The following is a 17655-nucleotide window of genomic DNA, read 5'->3' as shown; positions in this document are numbered from 1 at the left end:
GGAGGCCAACATAACGGAGCCCGGTATTGGGCTTTTCTCACTACAAAGGAAATGAGCATGAAACTCAATTTGAACAAGAAAAAAATCAAGTCACTGTCCCAAAACAGCCAGCTGTCCCCTCAGCAAACCCCTCAAATTGGCGGTGCTGCAACAGGCTTGCCCAACTGCCCGAATACTAACTTTTGCAATTCAATAAATGCTTGCTGGACATTTAAAGACAATCGACCGGATTGTATTATCTGGGGTTAATTGATGAGTCTAGATGTGTTGTAAACTGTGAAACCCGCCTCGCAATCTCAATTTATACCAATTTGCTTAATTAAGTGTTCTATTTTGAGGCGAGAAAATATCGTCGATAACACCGCTCTCGCGTCCTGCTATCGCTGAGGCACCTACGTCCATGTAGGCGAGGCAAAAATTTTGCTATTTAGTTGTTCTAAATGAGAAATTTTTAACGCCGTTAGCGTCATATTTGCTTCTTCAAATAGACCAGGTATTAAGTGAAATTGGTATTAGATGCAGGCACGACACAGACAAGCAACACATGCGAGGCGTTTGCTCAAGCCAGGCAACACGCTCGGCCTGAGCAAACTTTGGTTACTCCACGGATTACTCCACGGATTACTCCACGGATTACTCCACGGATTACTCCACGGATTATTCCATGGATTACTCCTGATTAAGCGCAGCAACTACCTGCATAATATCTTTGAGATCAATCTCTCCATCTTCGTTTAGGTCAAAGCGCGGATCAAATTGCGTATCACCTGTCGTAGCAGACCACCCGGTTACAATCGTCGTCACATCATCCGCGGATAAAACACTGTCGCCGCTAAAGTCAAATGGGCTGACTTCTTTTAGAACAAAAACCTGTTGTTCACTGATCACGGTTTTGTCCTCACTCAGCATAATTTGCACTGATACCGATGTATCGCCCGGTGCAGATACATCCCACAAGTAGCGACCCTGAGAGAACGCAACGCCAGTGGCAATCTCTGTCGTCTCATCTCCCACCTGATAAACAATATCGACGGTATCTGAATCAGCGATATGTAATCCCGACCAGTTAATACTAACCTGCTGCTCAGAGCCGATGGCATTCTCCACATTGATTAACAGAACCGGAACCGCCACACCAAGCTGACTCACCTGTTGACTCGCCTCGGTCAGATTAACTGCATCGTCTGACACGTCAAAACGGTAAGAAGCGTGACTATAACTGAGCTTATACAAACCTTTCGCCAAATTTGCAAAGCTAAATACGCCATTGGCATCCGTTAGCTGACGCGCAATTTCGACCTGACTCAGGCCAACGCCATTGGTCAACACCACTTCAACACTGGCGATCCCCATTTCACTGGCGTCTGCAACCTTACCGTGCAAGGTTGCCTGGTGCGTATCAACATAGATACTATTGGGCTCAGAAGTTGAATCATCAGCAACCGAATAGACATTGTAGTAATAGCGTGTATTGTCAGATGCACTGTCAACAAACTCCGACTCTAAACCGGTAAAGATCCTGACGCCATCATCTATAGATGTCGGTAAACTGTTCACCGTCCTGGTCACCACCACTTCCTTCAGGTTACTGCCTTGCGGGTTTTGCCAACTCAGCGAAACAACGCGTCCATTCACTATGGCTTTGAGTGCAGAAACCTGCGCCACTACAAAGCTACTTTCCTCAGCATACGTCGGTGCCTGAGCTACGCCGTTAATACTAATATTGGCATTCTCATTTTCCTGACCAACGGTCAGCTGTACAGTGGCACTGTCCTCGTCACTCTGAGTCAGTACATCTTCATAGTTAAGTACCAGTACCTTGCCATTGGTTTGTGGAATGGTGACATACACTTCAACTTCGGGATACTGGGGGTATTTCTCTACCTGAATTGAGTAAGTATCCGTTAAGGGCAAAATAAACTCGGTAACCAGCTCAGCGTTTTTCAGATAGGCTTGCATCGTGTCAGGCTCGTCCAGGATGGGCTGCAATACCACAGCACTTTGGTCACTCACTTTATTGACACCAACGAGCCGTCCCCCTGCGATTAACACCGTAATATGCTGCGGATGTTCCAGCTCAACCACACTGACAGGTGTCTCATCTTCTGCATTCTGAACATCATTGGCACGTTCACTGGCACCCGGTTGGCCATAAATACGCAGCTGATCAGTGACATCGGTATAAGCACCAAATTGCGCATAGCTCGACGCGCTATAGTAATTTGTCAGTTTAAAATCACCATGTTGATCATACTTTTCACTGTCGCTTTGTGGCGCACCTAAGAATATGAAATGCTTCAATGTCAGCCCATTGGTAAATTCCATCATGGTATATTCACCAGGGAAATTATTATCATGGGTAATGTACAAAGACACATCGTTATACTGGATCAAGCCGGCGGCCAGAATAGAATGTCCGCCCCGTCTTTTCGGACGGTTAATGCTAAAGCGCAGACTGGCAATTTTGTTTTCCATAAAATGCGGCGAATAAAACGCATTCATCGCAGATATCCCCGGAAATATGGTCCGCGGGTGAGAACCTATCCAGGCACTGCCTTTAAACGCAGACTGCGACAAAAAGTAATAACCGATTTTAGACAAGCCATGAAAAGCATCCGCAGCATCCGATTTCACATCGTAACTGCCCACAGCCTTAACATAGGGCTTGGGCGACTCACTATTGCGGTTGTCCCAGTGGCTCTGGAAGGTTGATGTTAGCTGAGCACGCGTTAATGTCGCATCAATATTGGCTCCCCAGGCAACCCCTTCGCTGGCATTGTTGTAATTAGCAATCGCTGACGCCGCCATACCATGGCATACACCAAGAAACCGCCGATCAAGCCTGTTCAGCCCCTGGGTATAATCTTCCAGCCGGTAATAACCAATCACATCATACGCCTTGCGTTTATTTGCCGGTGCCAGGAATTGTGCAAAAGACCTCGCGACTTTGCGCATAAAGCCCAGATAAGACAACTGGTCGGGTGTACAACGGTCAAACTTCCAGCACAAGAACGAAGACAAAGAAACGTCTTTTACTTCGGTGAGCATAAAACGGTTCCAGTCGCCATTTTGAAAAGAAAAGCCATCTGTCGACACGTTAAATGCCGTGGTGTACACATTCAAATTATTGACATCATCAATAACTTCACATTCTTCCTCTTTACACACCGAAACCTGAGCGCCGCTAAGGTTATAAGGCGCCTGGGTCAGGGAAAAATCAATTCGGAATGTCTTTTTATCCGTGCTGACATCACAGTTTTGCGCCGTGACTTTCAAACTGCTATCTTCAGCATGAAACTGATAGTTACACACATCTGCGAGCGCCGCGCCGTTAAGTGCTTCCAGGTTTTTAAAATACACAGAGAATTGGTTTGCGCTAAGAGAGCCCGGTGACAAAATCACCTTATCCAGATTAAAGGTATGGTCAAACGCGGCATCCATAAGATTAAATGCCACATTATCAATTGCATAACCGGCGTCTTCCTGGGCAATGATCTCTATCCGGAATGAGGCTATGTTTTCGTCCCGAATAGAAAAGTGCTCTATCCCAAACTGTGAGTCCAACACTTCTCGGATCAAATCACCTTCCGGGTTAAACCACTGTAACCGGGTCGAGCTTAAGTTATCAAAGTAACCGGCGTCCAAAGAAAAACTGTTTACGGTTGTCGGCTCGCCGGTTTGTGGGTCAACAAAACGCCCTTCAATGGCCCCGTTGAACCTCGGTGAGCCCGTTAACACAGGCGTTGTCGGATTAGCACTGTCTGATGTAATGAACGGCGCATCACCACCAAATATAATGCCCCGATCAGCATACTGATTGGTAATCGCTGTACCGTTGGGAAATTCACTGAAAGTAATCGGTGTCATGCCAACAGCCGCAGCTTGTTCAACAGGTACTGGGCGAGCCAGTGATTTGTCATAGTTTTCCCCTGCTGTCGACCCTTCAGTGGCCAAAGCGGGTGCACTCAGTAAACTCAGTAGCGCTATAATATAAAAATATTTCATTGTAACGCCCTCACTGTTCACTGACCGAAATGCTGCAACTTACTTGTTGCGCCAGTCGATTCATGCAAAGTGTTTTACTGCTGGACACTTCAGGCGTCGTACCTGAGTCGACACTGACTTCGAATGTCAACACTTCAGCAGAACCTGTAAAACCACTACTATTGCCATAAGTAAGTGCACCAAAATGCAGAGATTTGCCTTCCTGTGCCGATACAGGGCCCAGGGCAACCAAAGTGCCGTCAGACACAATAAAACTGTTACTCATTGACATTGACCCTTCATTGGGCGCAACGCTAAAGTCGAGTTTTAATTCATAAGCCGATATCGACTGAGTTGTACTCAGTTCTACCTTGTAGCCTTTTGTTGTCGGCGCATCGGATTGAGGTGGATCAGACTGTGGCGGATCTGATTGAGTCGGTGGAGTGTTAGTCGTACTTGAACTGGGGGAGTCAACCCCACATCCAGCCAGCGCAAGTAACAGTGACGAGCAAAAAACCAGACCTAAGGTATTTCGCGGGGCACCAGACGCGATTGAGGTTTTCATTGTTGCAGCCTTGTATACGTATGCAGACTGATATAGCACTGTACTGATACCTTGCTATATCACCATGTTCTTCAGGTGCTGTGCTCACTTTTACTGCATACTGTCCGACCTGCGCAAGCCCAATAATCAAAGTGACCTATCGTCAGCACATAGAAGTACATCCGCAAGTATAGTCGAACCTCAAGGTTGTAAAGCTCAGAGACAAAAAAGCCACAACCAGTGCAAATCCGGTTGTGGCTTAACTGTACTCAGATGAGTACAGGCTTGGGTGTAATTTGGGTTACCTTTGCGCCCTTCAGGCCGCCTCTTCAGCCAAATCAGACTGATGTCTGATCAAATAATCAAATGCACTCAGACTGGCCGTTGCCCCGCCGCCCATCGCAATAATAATTTGCTTAAAGGGCTCAGTGGTTACATCACCTGCGGCAAATACACCGGGCATACTGGTCGCTCCCTTTGCATCAATGGCAATTTCGCCAAATGGGGTCAATGCCATACCGCTGCCTTCAAGCCATTCAGTATTGGGGATCAAACCTATTTGTACAAATATCCCGGCAAGTTCAAGCTGATGTTGCTGGTTACTTTGTCTGTCAATATAGGTCAGCCCGGTGACTTTCTGCCCATCCCCTCGCACTTCGATCGTCTGGGCATTCGTAATAATGGTCACATTGCTCAGGCTGTATGCCTTTTTAATTAACACTTCATCGGCTTTCAACGTATCAGCAAACTCCAGCACAGTGACATGCTCTACCAGATTAGCCAGGTCAATGGCCGCTTCGATACCTGAGTTGCCACCACCAATGACCGCAACAGATTTACCTTTGAACAAGGGCCCGTCGCAATGTGGGCAATATGCAACACCACGCCCTTTATACTCCTGTTCGCCAGGAACATTCATTGTGCGCCAGCGTGCACCGGTCGCTATCACCAAAGATTTGGCCTTTAGTGTCGCACCATTTTCCAGCGTCAGTTCAAGGTTATTGCCCACAGACAAGCCACTGGCACGCTGGTTTTTCATCACGTCTACCTGATAATCGTTCACATGCTCTTCAAGCTGAGCAACCAGTTTGGGTCCCTGCGTGGCTGACACAGAAATAAAATTCTCAATACTCATAGTATCTGCGACCTGACCGCCAAAACGCTCTGCCACAACACCTGTATTGAGACCTTTACGGGCCGAATAAATGGCTGCCGCAGCACCTGCCGGTCCGCCGCCAACAACCAAGACGTCGAATATCGACTTTTGGTCAAGCGCCTGGGCTTGTTGTTCACTCAGCGTGCTATCTAGCTTAGCAAGTACATCACTCAATGTGATGGCGCCCTGACTAAACAGCTCACCATTTAAAAATACACTGGGTACCGCCAGCACGTTGCGCTGGGCAACTTCGTCAGGAAACAGTGCGCCGTCAATCATAGTCGCTTTAATCTTAGGGTTGTGCGCGGCCATCAGATTAAGCGCCTGCACAACTTGCGGACAAGTCTGGCAACTTAAAGATATATAAATTTCAAAATGCAGTTCATCTTGCAGTGACTGGATCACCGCCAGTTCCTGTTCAGACACTTTTGCCTTGTGGCCACCGCTGTGCAGCAGCGCCAGCACCAGGCTGGTAAATTCGTGCCCCATGGGTACCCCAGCAAACTCGATCCGAGTGTCCCGCTTCGGCGAGTATATGGTCATACTGGGTGTGCGCTCACTACTTTGCGCCTGATCCAGTGTGATCAGGTCACTCAGCGAGGCTAACTCCTGTGCCAGTGACGCCACCTCTGCTGACTTGTCACTGTCATCCAGCGCTAAAATCAGCTCAATTGGGTCGGTCAGTGCAGCAAAATGGGTTTGCAGCTGACTTTTAATTTGCTTGTCTAACATTCTGTACATCCTCGAAATTTACGCTAATAGACCGTTTTCTTCGACCACCAGGGGTGAGTTTGCTGCGGGTTAACAGAGTCGGGCCAACTCGGCCCGAACACCGTGACTGATTATAATTTACCAACCAGGTCTAATGACGGAGCAAGTGTCTCTTCACCTGGCTGCCATGAAGCCGGACAAACTTCACCGTCATGTGAGGCAATGTACTGAGCCGCCTGAACTTTACGAACCAGCTCTTTGGCACTGCGGCCAATACCCAGATCATGGGTTTCAACCACCTTGATTTCGCCTTCCGGGTTAATGACGAAAGTACCGCGTAACGCCAGACCCTCTTCTTCGATCATCACACCGAAGTTGCGGGTAATTTTGCCTGTCGGGTCGCCTATCATTGGGAATTGGATTTTCTTGATGGTCTCTGACGCGTCATGCCAGGCTTTGTGCGTAAAGTGTGTATCTGTAGACACGGAATAAACCTCAACGCCCATCTCTTGTAACTGTGCATAATGGTCAGCCAAATCGCCCAGCTCGGTAGGACATACAAAGGTGAAATCGGCCGGGTAGAAAAAGACAATTGACCATTTGCCAAGCAGGTCTTTTTCACTCACATCAACAAACTCACCATGGTGAAAAGCGGTCGCGTTAAAAGGTTGGATCTGGGTGTTAATCAAAGAGGTAGTCATGTTTTTTCTCTCTCAGTTTTTAGGTTAAAGGGTCACAGGCCTGATGCTGTATCAGCCATGTTGTCTCTGTGTGATTACTAAGATAGAGGGGATTTAAATATTATTAAAATGGATTGTTCGGATTACAGTAATCCAAAAAATTGATGAAACTTTGGCAAAGTTTATGCGTATATCAGATATAATTAAAACATTAGTCAGAACAAACTTTTAAGAGACTTGGATGCACTCATACTTTAACCACATTATGCTGGCCTACATTGGCTTTATTCCTTTCTTACTCTGTGTGGCACTCACATTAATGGTTGGCAGCTCAACGGCCGTTATCGACGCGTTTAGCTACTATAGCCTGGGCGTTTTGGCCTTTCTGGCTGGCAGCCTATGGCGCCCGGGTGAGCAATCGCAACAGCGTGCCGTAATCGCCATTCTGGTGATCGTCCCTTTCCCCTTGCTCGCCGTCGCTTCTCAAGTCGTGATGCTAAGCTACCTGTCAGTGGCTTATTGGCTGGTGTTAATTTTTGAACGCAGCGCCCCGGCCTGGCAGGAGACGCATCAGGATTATCAAAAAATGCGCTTCACGCTGACTTCCGTTGTCTTTGTCAGCCATTTATTCATGGTCGCACAGGCAGTCGAACTTGCCGGGTGAACTCACATCGCCACAGCCCGATTAAAACCTGCTATAACTAAAGGGGATACGGAGGGTTGCGTATGCGTCAAAAATTACTACTGGCTCTGATCTGGCTTGCAACAGCTTGTGTCATTATCTTACTCTACGGCAACCATGCTTCTTTTGGGGCAACGGTAGAAGAGCTGATATGGTTTGCCATTTCATTAACTGTGCTGGTGTTCAGCCTGCCTCACCTGCAACATAAGCTGCTGTTATACGCCTGGGGGATCTACTGTATTGGCCTGTTACTGGATCTCCTTGATGATCTGATGACCATTGAGCTCATTCCCGTCAACACCTTTGACACGTCGTTAAAGCATCTGGGCTTTATGTTGGTGTGCTACGGCATGCATACCATTATTAAGCAAAAACGCGAAACCATCAGTGCACTCAACCACGAAATCGAAGAGCGCCAAAAACTGGAACAAAAGTTAAAATTTGATGCAACACACGACGAATTGACAGGGCTGGGAAATCGACGCGCCTGCTTTGAACAATTTGAACGTTTGTGTACCTCCAGTGCTTACCTGTATTACTTCGATCTGGATAACTTTAAGCAAGCCAATGATAAATATGGTCACAATATTGGCGATAAGATACTAAAAAAAGTGGCTGAAGCGATGACGCGCGAATTCACGGCTGATGCCTGCTTTCGGATAGGTGGCGATGAGTTCGTGGCCTTTACCAGTGAAACAGTATTAAAAGAAGATGCCCTGCGGGCACAGTTGTTAGAAGAGGTCTTTGAATATGGTGTTGGGGTAAGCATAGGCAGAACTGCGGCCGACCCAGCTGAAGACCCGGATGTATTACTCCACAAGGCTGATATCGGTATGTATGAGAACAAAGCCAATAAAAGTATCCGCGCCTCCGTCAGATAACACCGACAAGTACTGAGTATTTACTATGTATTTTTCGGTGTTTTAGCCACGGTCAAACCCCGCTCTTTTTACTTATTTTTTATGTAGCTCATTGTTTATTTACATAAATCTAGCACTTTAGTGGCTTGACTGTTATGCTGCTGGCAGTTTTGATAGTCGAGGGAACCTCAGTGTTAAAGAATCTTTTTGCCAATACCAGTCAACAATCGGAAATCCAACAGTTGAAAGCAGAATTGGCCGCACAACGACAGGCATATGAGCAACTGGAGGCAGAAAAACAAGCAATGCAAAATGAGCTTGTTGAAGCACAACAGCAACTAAACGACAATACGGACAATCAGCTTTTGCAATGTGCACTTTCCGGACTTGGTCAGATCCACGAAGTACGTGACGCCGTGCTGCGCAGCCTGCATCAGATAGAGGAAGAAAGCAGCTCAATTTCTCAGGTCAGTGCCTCGTTTGAAACCTCAGAGTCATCATTGGAAAAGATCCTCTCAGGCATGTCCAGTCTGTCGACCAATATGGCCAGCATGACCGACAATATTTCTGGCCTGTCGCATATGGCAGATAACATCAATACTTTTGTCACCACGATTTCAAAAATCTCTGATCAGACCAACCTTCTGGCACTCAATGCCGCTATCGAGGCAGCCCGTGCCGGCGAAGCTGGTCGTGGCTTTAGTGTGGTTGCCGATGAAGTTCGGGCACTGGCAAACAACACCAACGAGTCGGCGAACGAAGTATCAGATCTGGTTAAAAAGATCATAGATACAACCCAGCTTACAGTCGATGGGGTGAATGTCATCCAAAACTCTAACAACGACCTATCCTCAAGTATTGCCCACCTCAACGATGAATACGGTAATATTGTAAGTTGCTGCGGCTCTATGAAGCAGACCATTGTCTCAGCATCGCTGCAAACTTTTGTACAAACAGCAAAGCTCGATCATGTTGTATGGAAGGGTGAAGTATACGGCGTCATTGCAGGCAATAGTAACAAACAAATCACCGAGTTTGCCGACCACACAAGCTGCCGTCTGGGCAAGTGGCTCAGCGGTGAAGCGGGCAAAGTAATGAATAAATCGGGATTACTCAATCGTATTGACGGCCCGCATAGGGAGGTCCATCGTGCCGGTGTCGAAGCAATGACTCTGTTTGTTGCCGGTGAAAAGCAAAAAGCCATCGGCGAGCTTAATCGCATGGAACAGGCCAGCCGTGATGTGCTCAGATTGCTGGATGAAGTAACACACTAGTTTTATCCCGGGTGGCTCAGATCTGAGTCGCCTGGTTTATCCCCCACTGTGCATCTGTTATCATCGCGCCTTTGTTATTTTCCTGGGTAGTAATGTTATGTTAATAGATGCAAATTGGCGCATTTTGACCGTTGGCGATGGTGATCTAAGCTTTTCCTTATCACTGAGCAGACAGTTAAAACCCGGTCATTTATGTGCCAGTATCTATGACGATGAAGCCACCCTGAGAAGCAAATACCAGCTTCATGCTTTGGACCATTTACGCGATTCAAATGTGACTGTGCTGAGCGAATTTGACGTCAATAATCCAAGCTGCTGGGAAGCCTTACAAGGAAAGCAGTTTGACGCAGTGATTTTCCAGTTTCCTTTGATCCCTGCATTTACCAGCAAACAGGCATTTGATGCTCAACCACTATCGACAAACACACTGAATCGACGTTTGTTACGTAACTTTATCGATTTCAGCCACCGCTTTGCACTTGACCCTGCGGGCCCAATGCTCACCCTGATCACCTCGAAAGATGTCAAACCTTATTGCGAATGGAATCTGGAGGACTCGCTATGTAACGGGCTGGACTATCATTATCTGGGCCAGAGTGAGTTCAATATAAATGCATTCGAGGGCTATCGGATCCGCAATGTCGACAGAGATAAACATGTTAAAGATACCAGCGGTATCACTTATTACTGGTCAGCAAAACCTCACACAGCTTTGCGTGAATCGCTTTATCTGCCGCCCTATTTAACACAAAATCATTGTGCTATGTGCCGTGCAGGACCCTTTCTGAGCGAGCAAGATAAACTCGCACATTTGGGGTCAAAAAAGCATGCTATGATGCTCAGGCATGAAAATGATTGGCTCACCTACCTCAAAACGGGCTAGGCACAACAACTTTGTTGACGCGCAGGCCTGTCTCCCATTAGATCTAGCCTGGCCAGTTCCTGCTCAATAATAGCGGGCTCACCAAGCAAAGTACGCTGTAAAACTTGCTGCATCCAGCCAGGTAACTCTGTATTCAATGCATAGTACACCCACTGACTTTGCTTTCGTATAGTCAGAATACCCGCTTTTCTGAGTTGTGCCAGGTGCCTGGACACCTTAGGCTGACTGGGCTCATCCAGTGCCACCATCAACTCACATACACATAGCTCCTGCTCCTGTAAAATCAACAGTAGCGTTTTCAGCCTTAACTCGTCACTCATCGCTTTATAAAAAGCCATTGGGGTAATTGGCTCAATGTGTTGCGGCTCAGCCAACAGATCACGCACTTTGCAATTTAACTCGTACAAAGCTTTACGATACGGATTAAAAGACGTATCAGCGTCCTCTAAATCAAGTTGCCAGAACAATGTTTGCTGTCTCTGTTTCCCTTCCTGTTCAGAGCTTCTCCCATGAGTAAGGTGAAGTATAATATCGCACTCTTCCTCATTAACATCGTTATGGCTGAAGCTCAGATTTCTGCTCAGACCAAACTCGGATAGCGCTTCTTTTGCCCCAAAACTGAGCTGTTGCGTAGTCACCGTATTGCCCAGCAAGACATCTGGATTGTGATGTTTTAATAAAGCACCAACTAACCAAATCAGGTCTGGATTTTCACCTTTCACATAAATACTTTTCACTGCACGGCTCTCCTATATACGAATATGATTATATAATGAAAGTGAGGGACAGTTAATATCCGGACACAAAAATACAAGGCTCTTAAAGTAAAACGAATACACCATTTATAAGAAAAAAATACAATTTGGTAATGATTTTTAAATTAAAGTCACCTCAATTTATTCAATATCGGAAATTACGGAATAATGTATACAAAACTATTGAGCAGTACCATTTTGATAAGTAGACTGGCGGCCTTAATTTATAGCGAGATTTCTCGATGCATGTTTTAAACAAAAGCTTTCTGTATGCCATCGCGTGCTTGTTACTGGCTATGATTACCATTCAGTCTGGTGCTTCAATTGCCAAACAGCTATTTCCTCATGTTGGGCCAGAGGGCACGACGGCTTATCGTCTGGGATTTTCGGCACTGATATTATGTCTGGTCTTTCGACCCTGGCGGCATTTACCCAAAAACTGGCGTCCAGTGATTTTATACGGACTGAGTCTGGGTATTATGAATCTGACATTTTATTATGCAATAGAGCGTATCCCGCTTGGCATTGGGGTGGCGCTGGAATTTACCGGACCTCTTGCGGTGGCATTATTCTCATCGCGTCGTAAACGAGATTACTTCTGGGTAGCGCTGGCACTTGCAGGTATATTGCTATTGCTACCGCAGATGGGCGAAGTAGATGGCCTGGACCCGATCGGCGTATTGCTTGCACTCACCGCTGGTGCATGTTGGGCAGGTTACATCCTGTTTGGCAAAAAAAGTGGCGGTCATGGCAGTGGTGGCGCAACCGTTGCAATCGGTATGAGTGTTGCGGCATTTGCCGTTGTACCGATTGGTGTCATATCACAGGGAGGGGCATTACTCGACTGGTCTTTGATCCCTCTTGGTATTGCGATTGGATTATTATCAAGTGCCCTGCCCTATAGCCTTGAAATGGTCGCGTTAAAGAAAATGCCGGCTCAGGGCTTTAGCATTATGATGAGTATGGAGCCGGCCATCGCAGCGCTAGCCGGCTTAGTGATCTTGGGAGAGCTATTGACTGCCTGGCAATGGCTGGCAATCTTTATGGTCATCGCCGCTTCATTAGGTAGCTCTTTGTCCGCCAAACAATAGAATTACATCGGCCAGGGTGCGACGGTCTCTGACGTCAGCTCAAATCGCAACGCCTCCGGCACCTGGTTGATTTCTTCAATCACTGGCAGGGGATCAAAATGGCGTTGCAGCCAGCTTTGCTGCTCCCACAACATGTGCAACACATCCTGTCGGTTTGTGTAGTCATGATCTGTCTCTGGCAACAGAACCAGGCGCGCGCGTTTACCCAAATCATTCAATGCGCTGAACAAGCGCTCACTTTGCACTGGAAAACGCCCGGGCTGCCTGTCCTGATAGCCATGAATGAGAAGCAGCGACGCGGTAATTTTATCCGCATACGCAATGGGCGACGCGGCCAGATAAGCTTGAGGATCTCGCCATAAAGTGCCGGCTTGTTGTTCATAGGTAAAAGGCGCCAACGTAAAATTATAAGTACCACTGCGCGCCATGCCGGTAACAAATAAATCCGTATGGGCCAGCAAATCAACGACCACAGTTGCACCCGCACCCTGCCCGCCAATGGCTACTTTACTAACATCTGCAATACCTTGTTGTGCTAATACCGCAACCGCAGCCTGAGCCGTAGACTGCCATTGCTTCCTTAACTGCACCGCATTACCCTGCTCACCTGGTAAAGTGAACCCATCAATCTCAAATACCGCATAGCCTTGCGAGAGGTGTGGCAAAGGACCAAGATGATCCAAAGGCACAAAATAATGAGGAGAGCTAAATGCCTCTTTTGTCTGTTCTGGCGACTTTACCCACATCAAGACAGGTATCCGGCCCAGACTGGGATCATAGTTTGCATTCAAATAAAGCGTACCGGTCATTTGTGTGCCATCCCCACGATCAAAACTCAGCACCTCACGGGACAAACCGCGTAACGCAGGGTACGGATGTCTGAAATGTGTGATCTGCTCCTGAGAATTAAATGTCCGATCGTGAACAAAGTAATTTGGCTGGTCCTGCTTCGATTGCCTCAACGTAATGAAGCGCATACCTTCATCATCCAGCAAAGCAACAAACTGTTCAAAATAGGGCGCCTCTGATTGCCAAATCCGGGTACGAGTATTAGCTCTGGCATCAAACCGATCGAGGAAAGGTAAATCCTCGCCCTGTACCCTTTCTACTCCCTGGATAAACAAATATCTGCTGCCCACGACTTTAAGAACCTCGGCACCCAAATCATTGCGTGTCATCAGCCACTGCTCAGACTGAGCATTAGTGACTTTATATCTGGCCACCTCCAGAGGATTGCGTTGCGGTGCCAATGGGTTGATCACAGAAGTTCGCCAGAAGCGCTCACTTTCTGCCTGAGTGAGTAAGGCAATATTGGCATCACCCCAGTCCAGAGACACCAGGGGCTCCTGAAGCGCCATAAACAATCGAGGAGCGCGCTTAAATGGCGACGAGATATGGTACAGACCATACGCGTTCTCAGCATCACCTTCTTGCGCCCACACAACAGTTGCACCTTTGTCTGCACGCCACTGGAAATGGCTACGCATTGGAGCAGCAGGAGGCGTTGAAATAGCCGCTAGCACATTTTGCTCTTCACTCAGCGATTCGGGGGGCATTGCCGGCCGGTAAAGTTCATATAACGCAAACCCAGTCATTCCCCAGACCTGCCAGACACTCGGGTGATTCGCCAGCGTTCGCTGTAACGGTTGTGACTGCTGTGGCGCTTCAAGTAAAGACATCGCCACCAGCAGGTTAGTCGCATCCGGTGAGGGTGTAAAATGGTGGAAATAAGCCGGGCCGCCAATGGCTACAGGCCGACCTTGCAAAGGCACTTTAATTAACTGCCCCTGAGCATAATGCGCAAACGCTTCTGTAGAGAGGTGTTTTGTGGTGTCGGTCACGACACTGAGTGCACCATGTGATTGCGCGACAACCGGTCCGCTCAGTCGAGATTGAAGAGTAGCTTGTTGTCGTTTACCGGTATGGTTTATGGCACTATTGACCACCAGTCCTGAGCTGTCTGGCAGCCAATGATAGGGAACTTCCGTGGTTACCCCATTGAGAGGGAAACGAGACACAGCGCGCAATTCTCGCTGCTTAATGTCATAGACCCATAAACGGCCATCCTGGTCGGTGCGCAAAATAAAGGCCAGATAGCGACCATCTGCACTCCAACGTGGGGCAAATACTTCACCAGATGGCAAGTTTTCTACTTTGACCTCAGCACCTGTCGCAACATGTTTAAAGCTCAGGCCTGAATAGGTCACCACGCCCAGTCGCATAAAGGTAGTGGGATCAAAGTGTAAATCGCCGTAACGCAGGCCAGCTTCATCTGGCTGTTGCACGCTTTTTTGCTTGGTTAGTAGCGCCATCCAGACATGTTGTTCATTGAGCAACACCTCTGGCATTGGCGGCACACCTACCAGTTGCGCCATTTCTTCTCTTGGCACCTGGTAACCATCAGATGCCGCCAGCGCAGTATTAACCCACAGACAACAAGCTAAAAAAAACAGCAAAGCCGGGCTTTTTTTCACCACTTTTCTACCCTTGAATTCTTATCTTAACCTCTCATGATATAACGAAATTACCTAAATGTGCACTAGTTTAATAGCAATCCACTCAATTCCCAGTTCAACCCTGAGCACTAAAACTTTTGTCACTAAAACAACAAAAATATCTGATACTTAGTTGTTCTGAATGAGAATTTTTTAATACCGTGAGCTACCAATTAAAGCCCTCAGATTGGTTATGCACTAATGTTAGTGGTATAACGTGCATCTAGGCGCGAAGTTACGGTAAACTTAGCGTTCGTCAACCGTTTGATCAGCTATTCAGGCCATTATGAACAACAATAAAAAGCCAGACAAAGTAACCATCTTCGATGTTGCCAGAGAAGCGCAAGTATCTAAATCAACCGTTTCCCTGGTACTTACCCATTCCGACAAAGTCAGCGACAAAAGCCGGGAAAAGGTACTCGCTGCTATAGAAAAGTTGGGGTATGTCTATAACCGTGATGCTGCGGCACTGCGTAGTAAGCGCTCCAACCTGGTCGCATTGGTGATCAACGACCTGACTAACCCTTATTCCGCGCAGCTGGCGGTGGGCCTTGAGAAACACATTTATGCACTGGGTATGGTGCCTATGCTGGTTAATACCAGTGAGGATTTGACGCGTCAGCAACAGGTCGTCAATACGCTCAAAGAGTACAACGTCAGCGCATTTGTCATGGTGCCCGCACCGGGCACAACCATGGAGTGGGTTAATAAACTCGTCGATTCTGGTTTCCCCGTTATTAATATCATGCGGGAGATCCCTTACAGTAACGCCCCCTGTATTCTGCCCGACAATCAGAAAGGCACACACCTGGCCACAATGCATTTACTCGAACAGGGAATTGAGCGCCTGGCCTTTGTCGGCGGTACACCCGAGATTTCGGATTATCATGAACGTTTAGCTGGCTTTCGCAGCGCACTCACGTTACGCAAAGTAACCGAGCCTATGCCTGAAATTACCGCTCAGACCAATCGCCAGGGAGGTCGGGAAGCGTTTAATACTCTATATTCGCAATCCCCGGATACTCAGGCCATCGTCTGTTTTAGTGACGTCATTGCTTATGGCGTTATGGAAGCAATGCGAGAGCATGGGCTCACGCCAGGCAAAGACATCAAAGTGGTCGGTTTTGATGATTTGGCCGATTCCAGATTAATGAAACCCGCTTTGTCATCCGTGCGAATTGATGCAGATGACATCGGTAAACGCACCTGCCAGGCACTGGCAGAAATTATGAATAAATCGCAACCTGCGGTACGGACCCTGGTGGATGTATCGCTACAACTCAGAGAATCTTCCATTTAAATGACACAAGTTTTAGTAATTGGTTATGTCTGGCCGGAGCCCAATTCATCGGCCGCCGGCAGTCATATGATGTCCTTACTGCGCTTTTTCCGCGCCCAAAACTGGCAAGTTGAATTTGCCAGCCCGGCCCAGCAAACAGAGCATATGGCCGATTTAAGCCAGGAACAGATCACCTGTTCCCCCATCACGCTCAATTGCAGTAGCTTTGACGACTATATCGCGCAACTTAAGCCTGATATCGTGATGTTTGACCGTTTTATGATGGAAGAACAGTTTGGCTGGCGGGTCGATAAATTTGCGCCCGATGCGCTTAAAATCCTCGACACCGAAGACCTGCAGTGTCTTCGCAATGCCCGCCATGCAGCACATCGCACTCAGCAAACTTTCACCCTGGACAGTCTGCTCGACAGTGAGCTGGCTAAACGTGAGATCGCCGCAATTTTGCGATGCGATTTGTCGCTGATCATTTCTGATTTTGAACACCAGTTGCTCACTACACAGTTTGGCGTGTCCGCCGACCTATTACATCACTTGCCATTTATGGTAGACCTGAGCGCACTTAATAACACAACGCCAGACTTTCAAACCCGCAAGCACTTTATGACCATAGGTAATTTTCGCCACGCCCCGAACTGGGATGCGGTACTTTACCTGCAGCAAATTTGGCCGAAGATCCGTAAACAACTGCCAGATGCGGAATTACACATTTATGGTTCCTACCCGCCACCCAAGGCAACCGCATTACACAACCCTAAAACCGGCTTTTTGATCAAAGGGTGGGCGAAAGATGCATTGAGCGTGATGGCACAGAGCAAAGTTTGTCTTGCCCCATTGCGCTTTGGCGCTGGAATCAAAGGAAAGTTGCTCGAAGCAATGATCACACAGACACCGTGTGTGACCACAGAGATTGGCGCAGAAGGCATGCATGGCGACCTGCCCTGGCACGGTGCGATAAGCAACTGCCCGGAAACCTTTGCAGCCGAGGCTGTGGCCTTGTACCAGGATGAAGTACGCTATCAGCAGGCGCAACAAAACGGGCTGACCCTGCTACAGACGCGTTATGATAAGCAACCTTTAGAGTCTCAACTAAAACAAAAGATTAGCAATCTACTGACCAATTTGGGCCCACACAGGCGGGCAAACTTCACCGGCAGTATGCTGCGACACCACACGCTTCGCAGTACCCAATATATGTCCCAATGGATTGAAGCAAAAAATGCAAATAAAATGCGTTGAATTT

14 protein-coding genes are annotated in these 17655 nt (G+C 47.6%); 8 read left to right on the top strand and 6 right to left on the bottom strand.

Annotation, left to right across the window (positions count from 1 at the left end; translation table 11 throughout):
* Positions 1 to 57 precede the first annotated feature (57 nt).
* Positions 58 to 249, top strand: a complete 192-nt coding sequence (locus PRUB_RS24750) for a hypothetical protein (RefSeq protein ID WP_010380704.1) — start codon at positions 58 to 60, stop codon at positions 247 to 249.
* 420 nt (positions 250 to 669) lie between these two features.
* Here the strand turns inward: PRUB_RS24750 and PRUB_RS24745 are convergent, their stop codons facing one another.
* From PRUB_RS24745 to ahpC, 4 genes are all read right to left on the bottom strand, one after another.
* Positions 670 to 4005, bottom strand: a complete 3336-nt coding sequence (locus tag PRUB_RS24745; RefSeq protein WP_010380702.1) for a carboxypeptidase-like regulatory domain-containing protein — start codon at positions 4003 to 4005, stop codon at positions 670 to 672.
* A 10-nt stretch (positions 4006 to 4015) separates the two neighbouring features.
* Positions 4016 to 4549: a hypothetical protein gene (locus PRUB_RS24740; RefSeq protein WP_010380699.1), complete on the bottom strand. Its 534-nt coding sequence runs from the start codon at positions 4547 to 4549 to the stop codon at positions 4016 to 4018.
* 295 nt (positions 4550 to 4844) lie between these two features.
* Entirely contained in the window at positions 4845 to 6416 is a 1572-nt protein-coding gene (gene ahpF, locus PRUB_RS24735; protein ID WP_010380698.1) for an alkyl hydroperoxide reductase subunit F, read from the bottom strand.
* 110 nt (positions 6417 to 6526) lie between these two features.
* Complete coding sequence (gene ahpC / locus PRUB_RS24730; protein ID WP_010380696.1) at positions 6527 to 7096, bottom strand: alkyl hydroperoxide reductase subunit C; 570 nt, start codon at positions 7094 to 7096, stop codon at positions 6527 to 6529.
* Positions 7097 to 7316: 220 nt separating this feature from the next.
* On the opposite strand from ahpC, the gene PRUB_RS24725 reads away from it, so the two are divergent.
* The 4 genes from PRUB_RS24725 to PRUB_RS24710 all read left to right on the top strand — a co-directional run bounded on the left by PRUB_RS24725 (position 7317) and on the right by PRUB_RS24710 (position 10774).
* Positions 7317 to 7739, top strand: coding sequence for a DUF3429 family protein (locus PRUB_RS24725; protein ID WP_010380695.1), 423 nt, complete (start codon positions 7317 to 7319; stop codon positions 7737 to 7739).
* A 62-nt stretch (positions 7740 to 7801) separates the two neighbouring features.
* A complete protein-coding gene (locus tag PRUB_RS24720) occupies positions 7802 to 8638 on the top strand; it encodes a GGDEF domain-containing protein (protein ID WP_010380694.1) in 837 nt (278 codons plus the stop codon).
* Between the two features lie 170 nt (positions 8639 to 8808).
* A complete protein-coding gene (locus PRUB_RS26670; protein WP_040645652.1) occupies positions 8809 to 9891 on the top strand; it encodes a methyl-accepting chemotaxis protein in 1083 nt (360 codons plus the stop codon).
* Positions 9892 to 9988: 97 nt separating this feature from the next.
* The gene (locus PRUB_RS24710; RefSeq protein ID WP_010380690.1) at positions 9989 to 10774 is read left to right on the top strand and encodes a class I SAM-dependent methyltransferase; all 786 of its coding nucleotides are present in this window, start codon (positions 9989 to 9991) and stop codon (positions 10772 to 10774) included.
* Here the strand turns inward: PRUB_RS24710 and PRUB_RS26535 are convergent.
* Entirely contained in the window at positions 10771 to 11511 is a 741-nt protein-coding gene (locus PRUB_RS26535; RefSeq protein WP_010380688.1) for a metalloregulator ArsR/SmtB family transcription factor, read from the bottom strand. The genes PRUB_RS24710 and PRUB_RS26535 overlap by 4 nt on opposite strands.
* A gap of 260 nt (positions 11512 to 11771) precedes the next feature.
* Between PRUB_RS26535 and PRUB_RS24700 the strand changes: the two genes are divergently transcribed.
* Complete coding sequence (locus PRUB_RS24700; RefSeq protein ID WP_010380685.1) at positions 11772 to 12620, top strand: EamA family transporter; 849 nt, start codon at positions 11772 to 11774, stop codon at positions 12618 to 12620.
* A 2-nt stretch (positions 12621 to 12622) separates the two neighbouring features.
* On the opposite strand, the gene PRUB_RS24695 is transcribed toward PRUB_RS24700, so the two are convergent.
* Positions 12623 to 15097: an alpha/beta hydrolase family protein gene (locus PRUB_RS24695; protein WP_021032930.1), complete on the bottom strand. Its 2475-nt coding sequence runs from the start codon at positions 15095 to 15097 to the stop codon at positions 12623 to 12625.
* Positions 15098 to 15401: 304 nt separating this feature from the next.
* Here PRUB_RS24695 and PRUB_RS24690 point away from each other — a divergent pair, with 304 nt between their 5' ends.
* Entirely contained in the window at positions 15402 to 16415 is a 1014-nt protein-coding gene (locus PRUB_RS24690) for a LacI family DNA-binding transcriptional regulator (RefSeq protein WP_010380681.1), read from the top strand.
* A complete protein-coding gene (locus PRUB_RS24685) occupies positions 16416 to 17651 on the top strand; it encodes a glycosyltransferase (protein WP_010380680.1) in 1236 nt (411 codons plus the stop codon). It abuts the gene before it with no gap.
* Positions 17652 to 17655: the final 4 nt, after the last annotated feature.

The sequence above is a fragment of the Pseudoalteromonas rubra genome, from assembly GCF_000238295.3.
GTDB lineage: Bacteria > Pseudomonadota > Gammaproteobacteria > Enterobacterales > Alteromonadaceae > Pseudoalteromonas > Pseudoalteromonas rubra.
The sequence above is the reverse complement of the archived record's forward strand: the minus strand, read 5'-3'. Positions and strand labels throughout refer to the sequence as shown.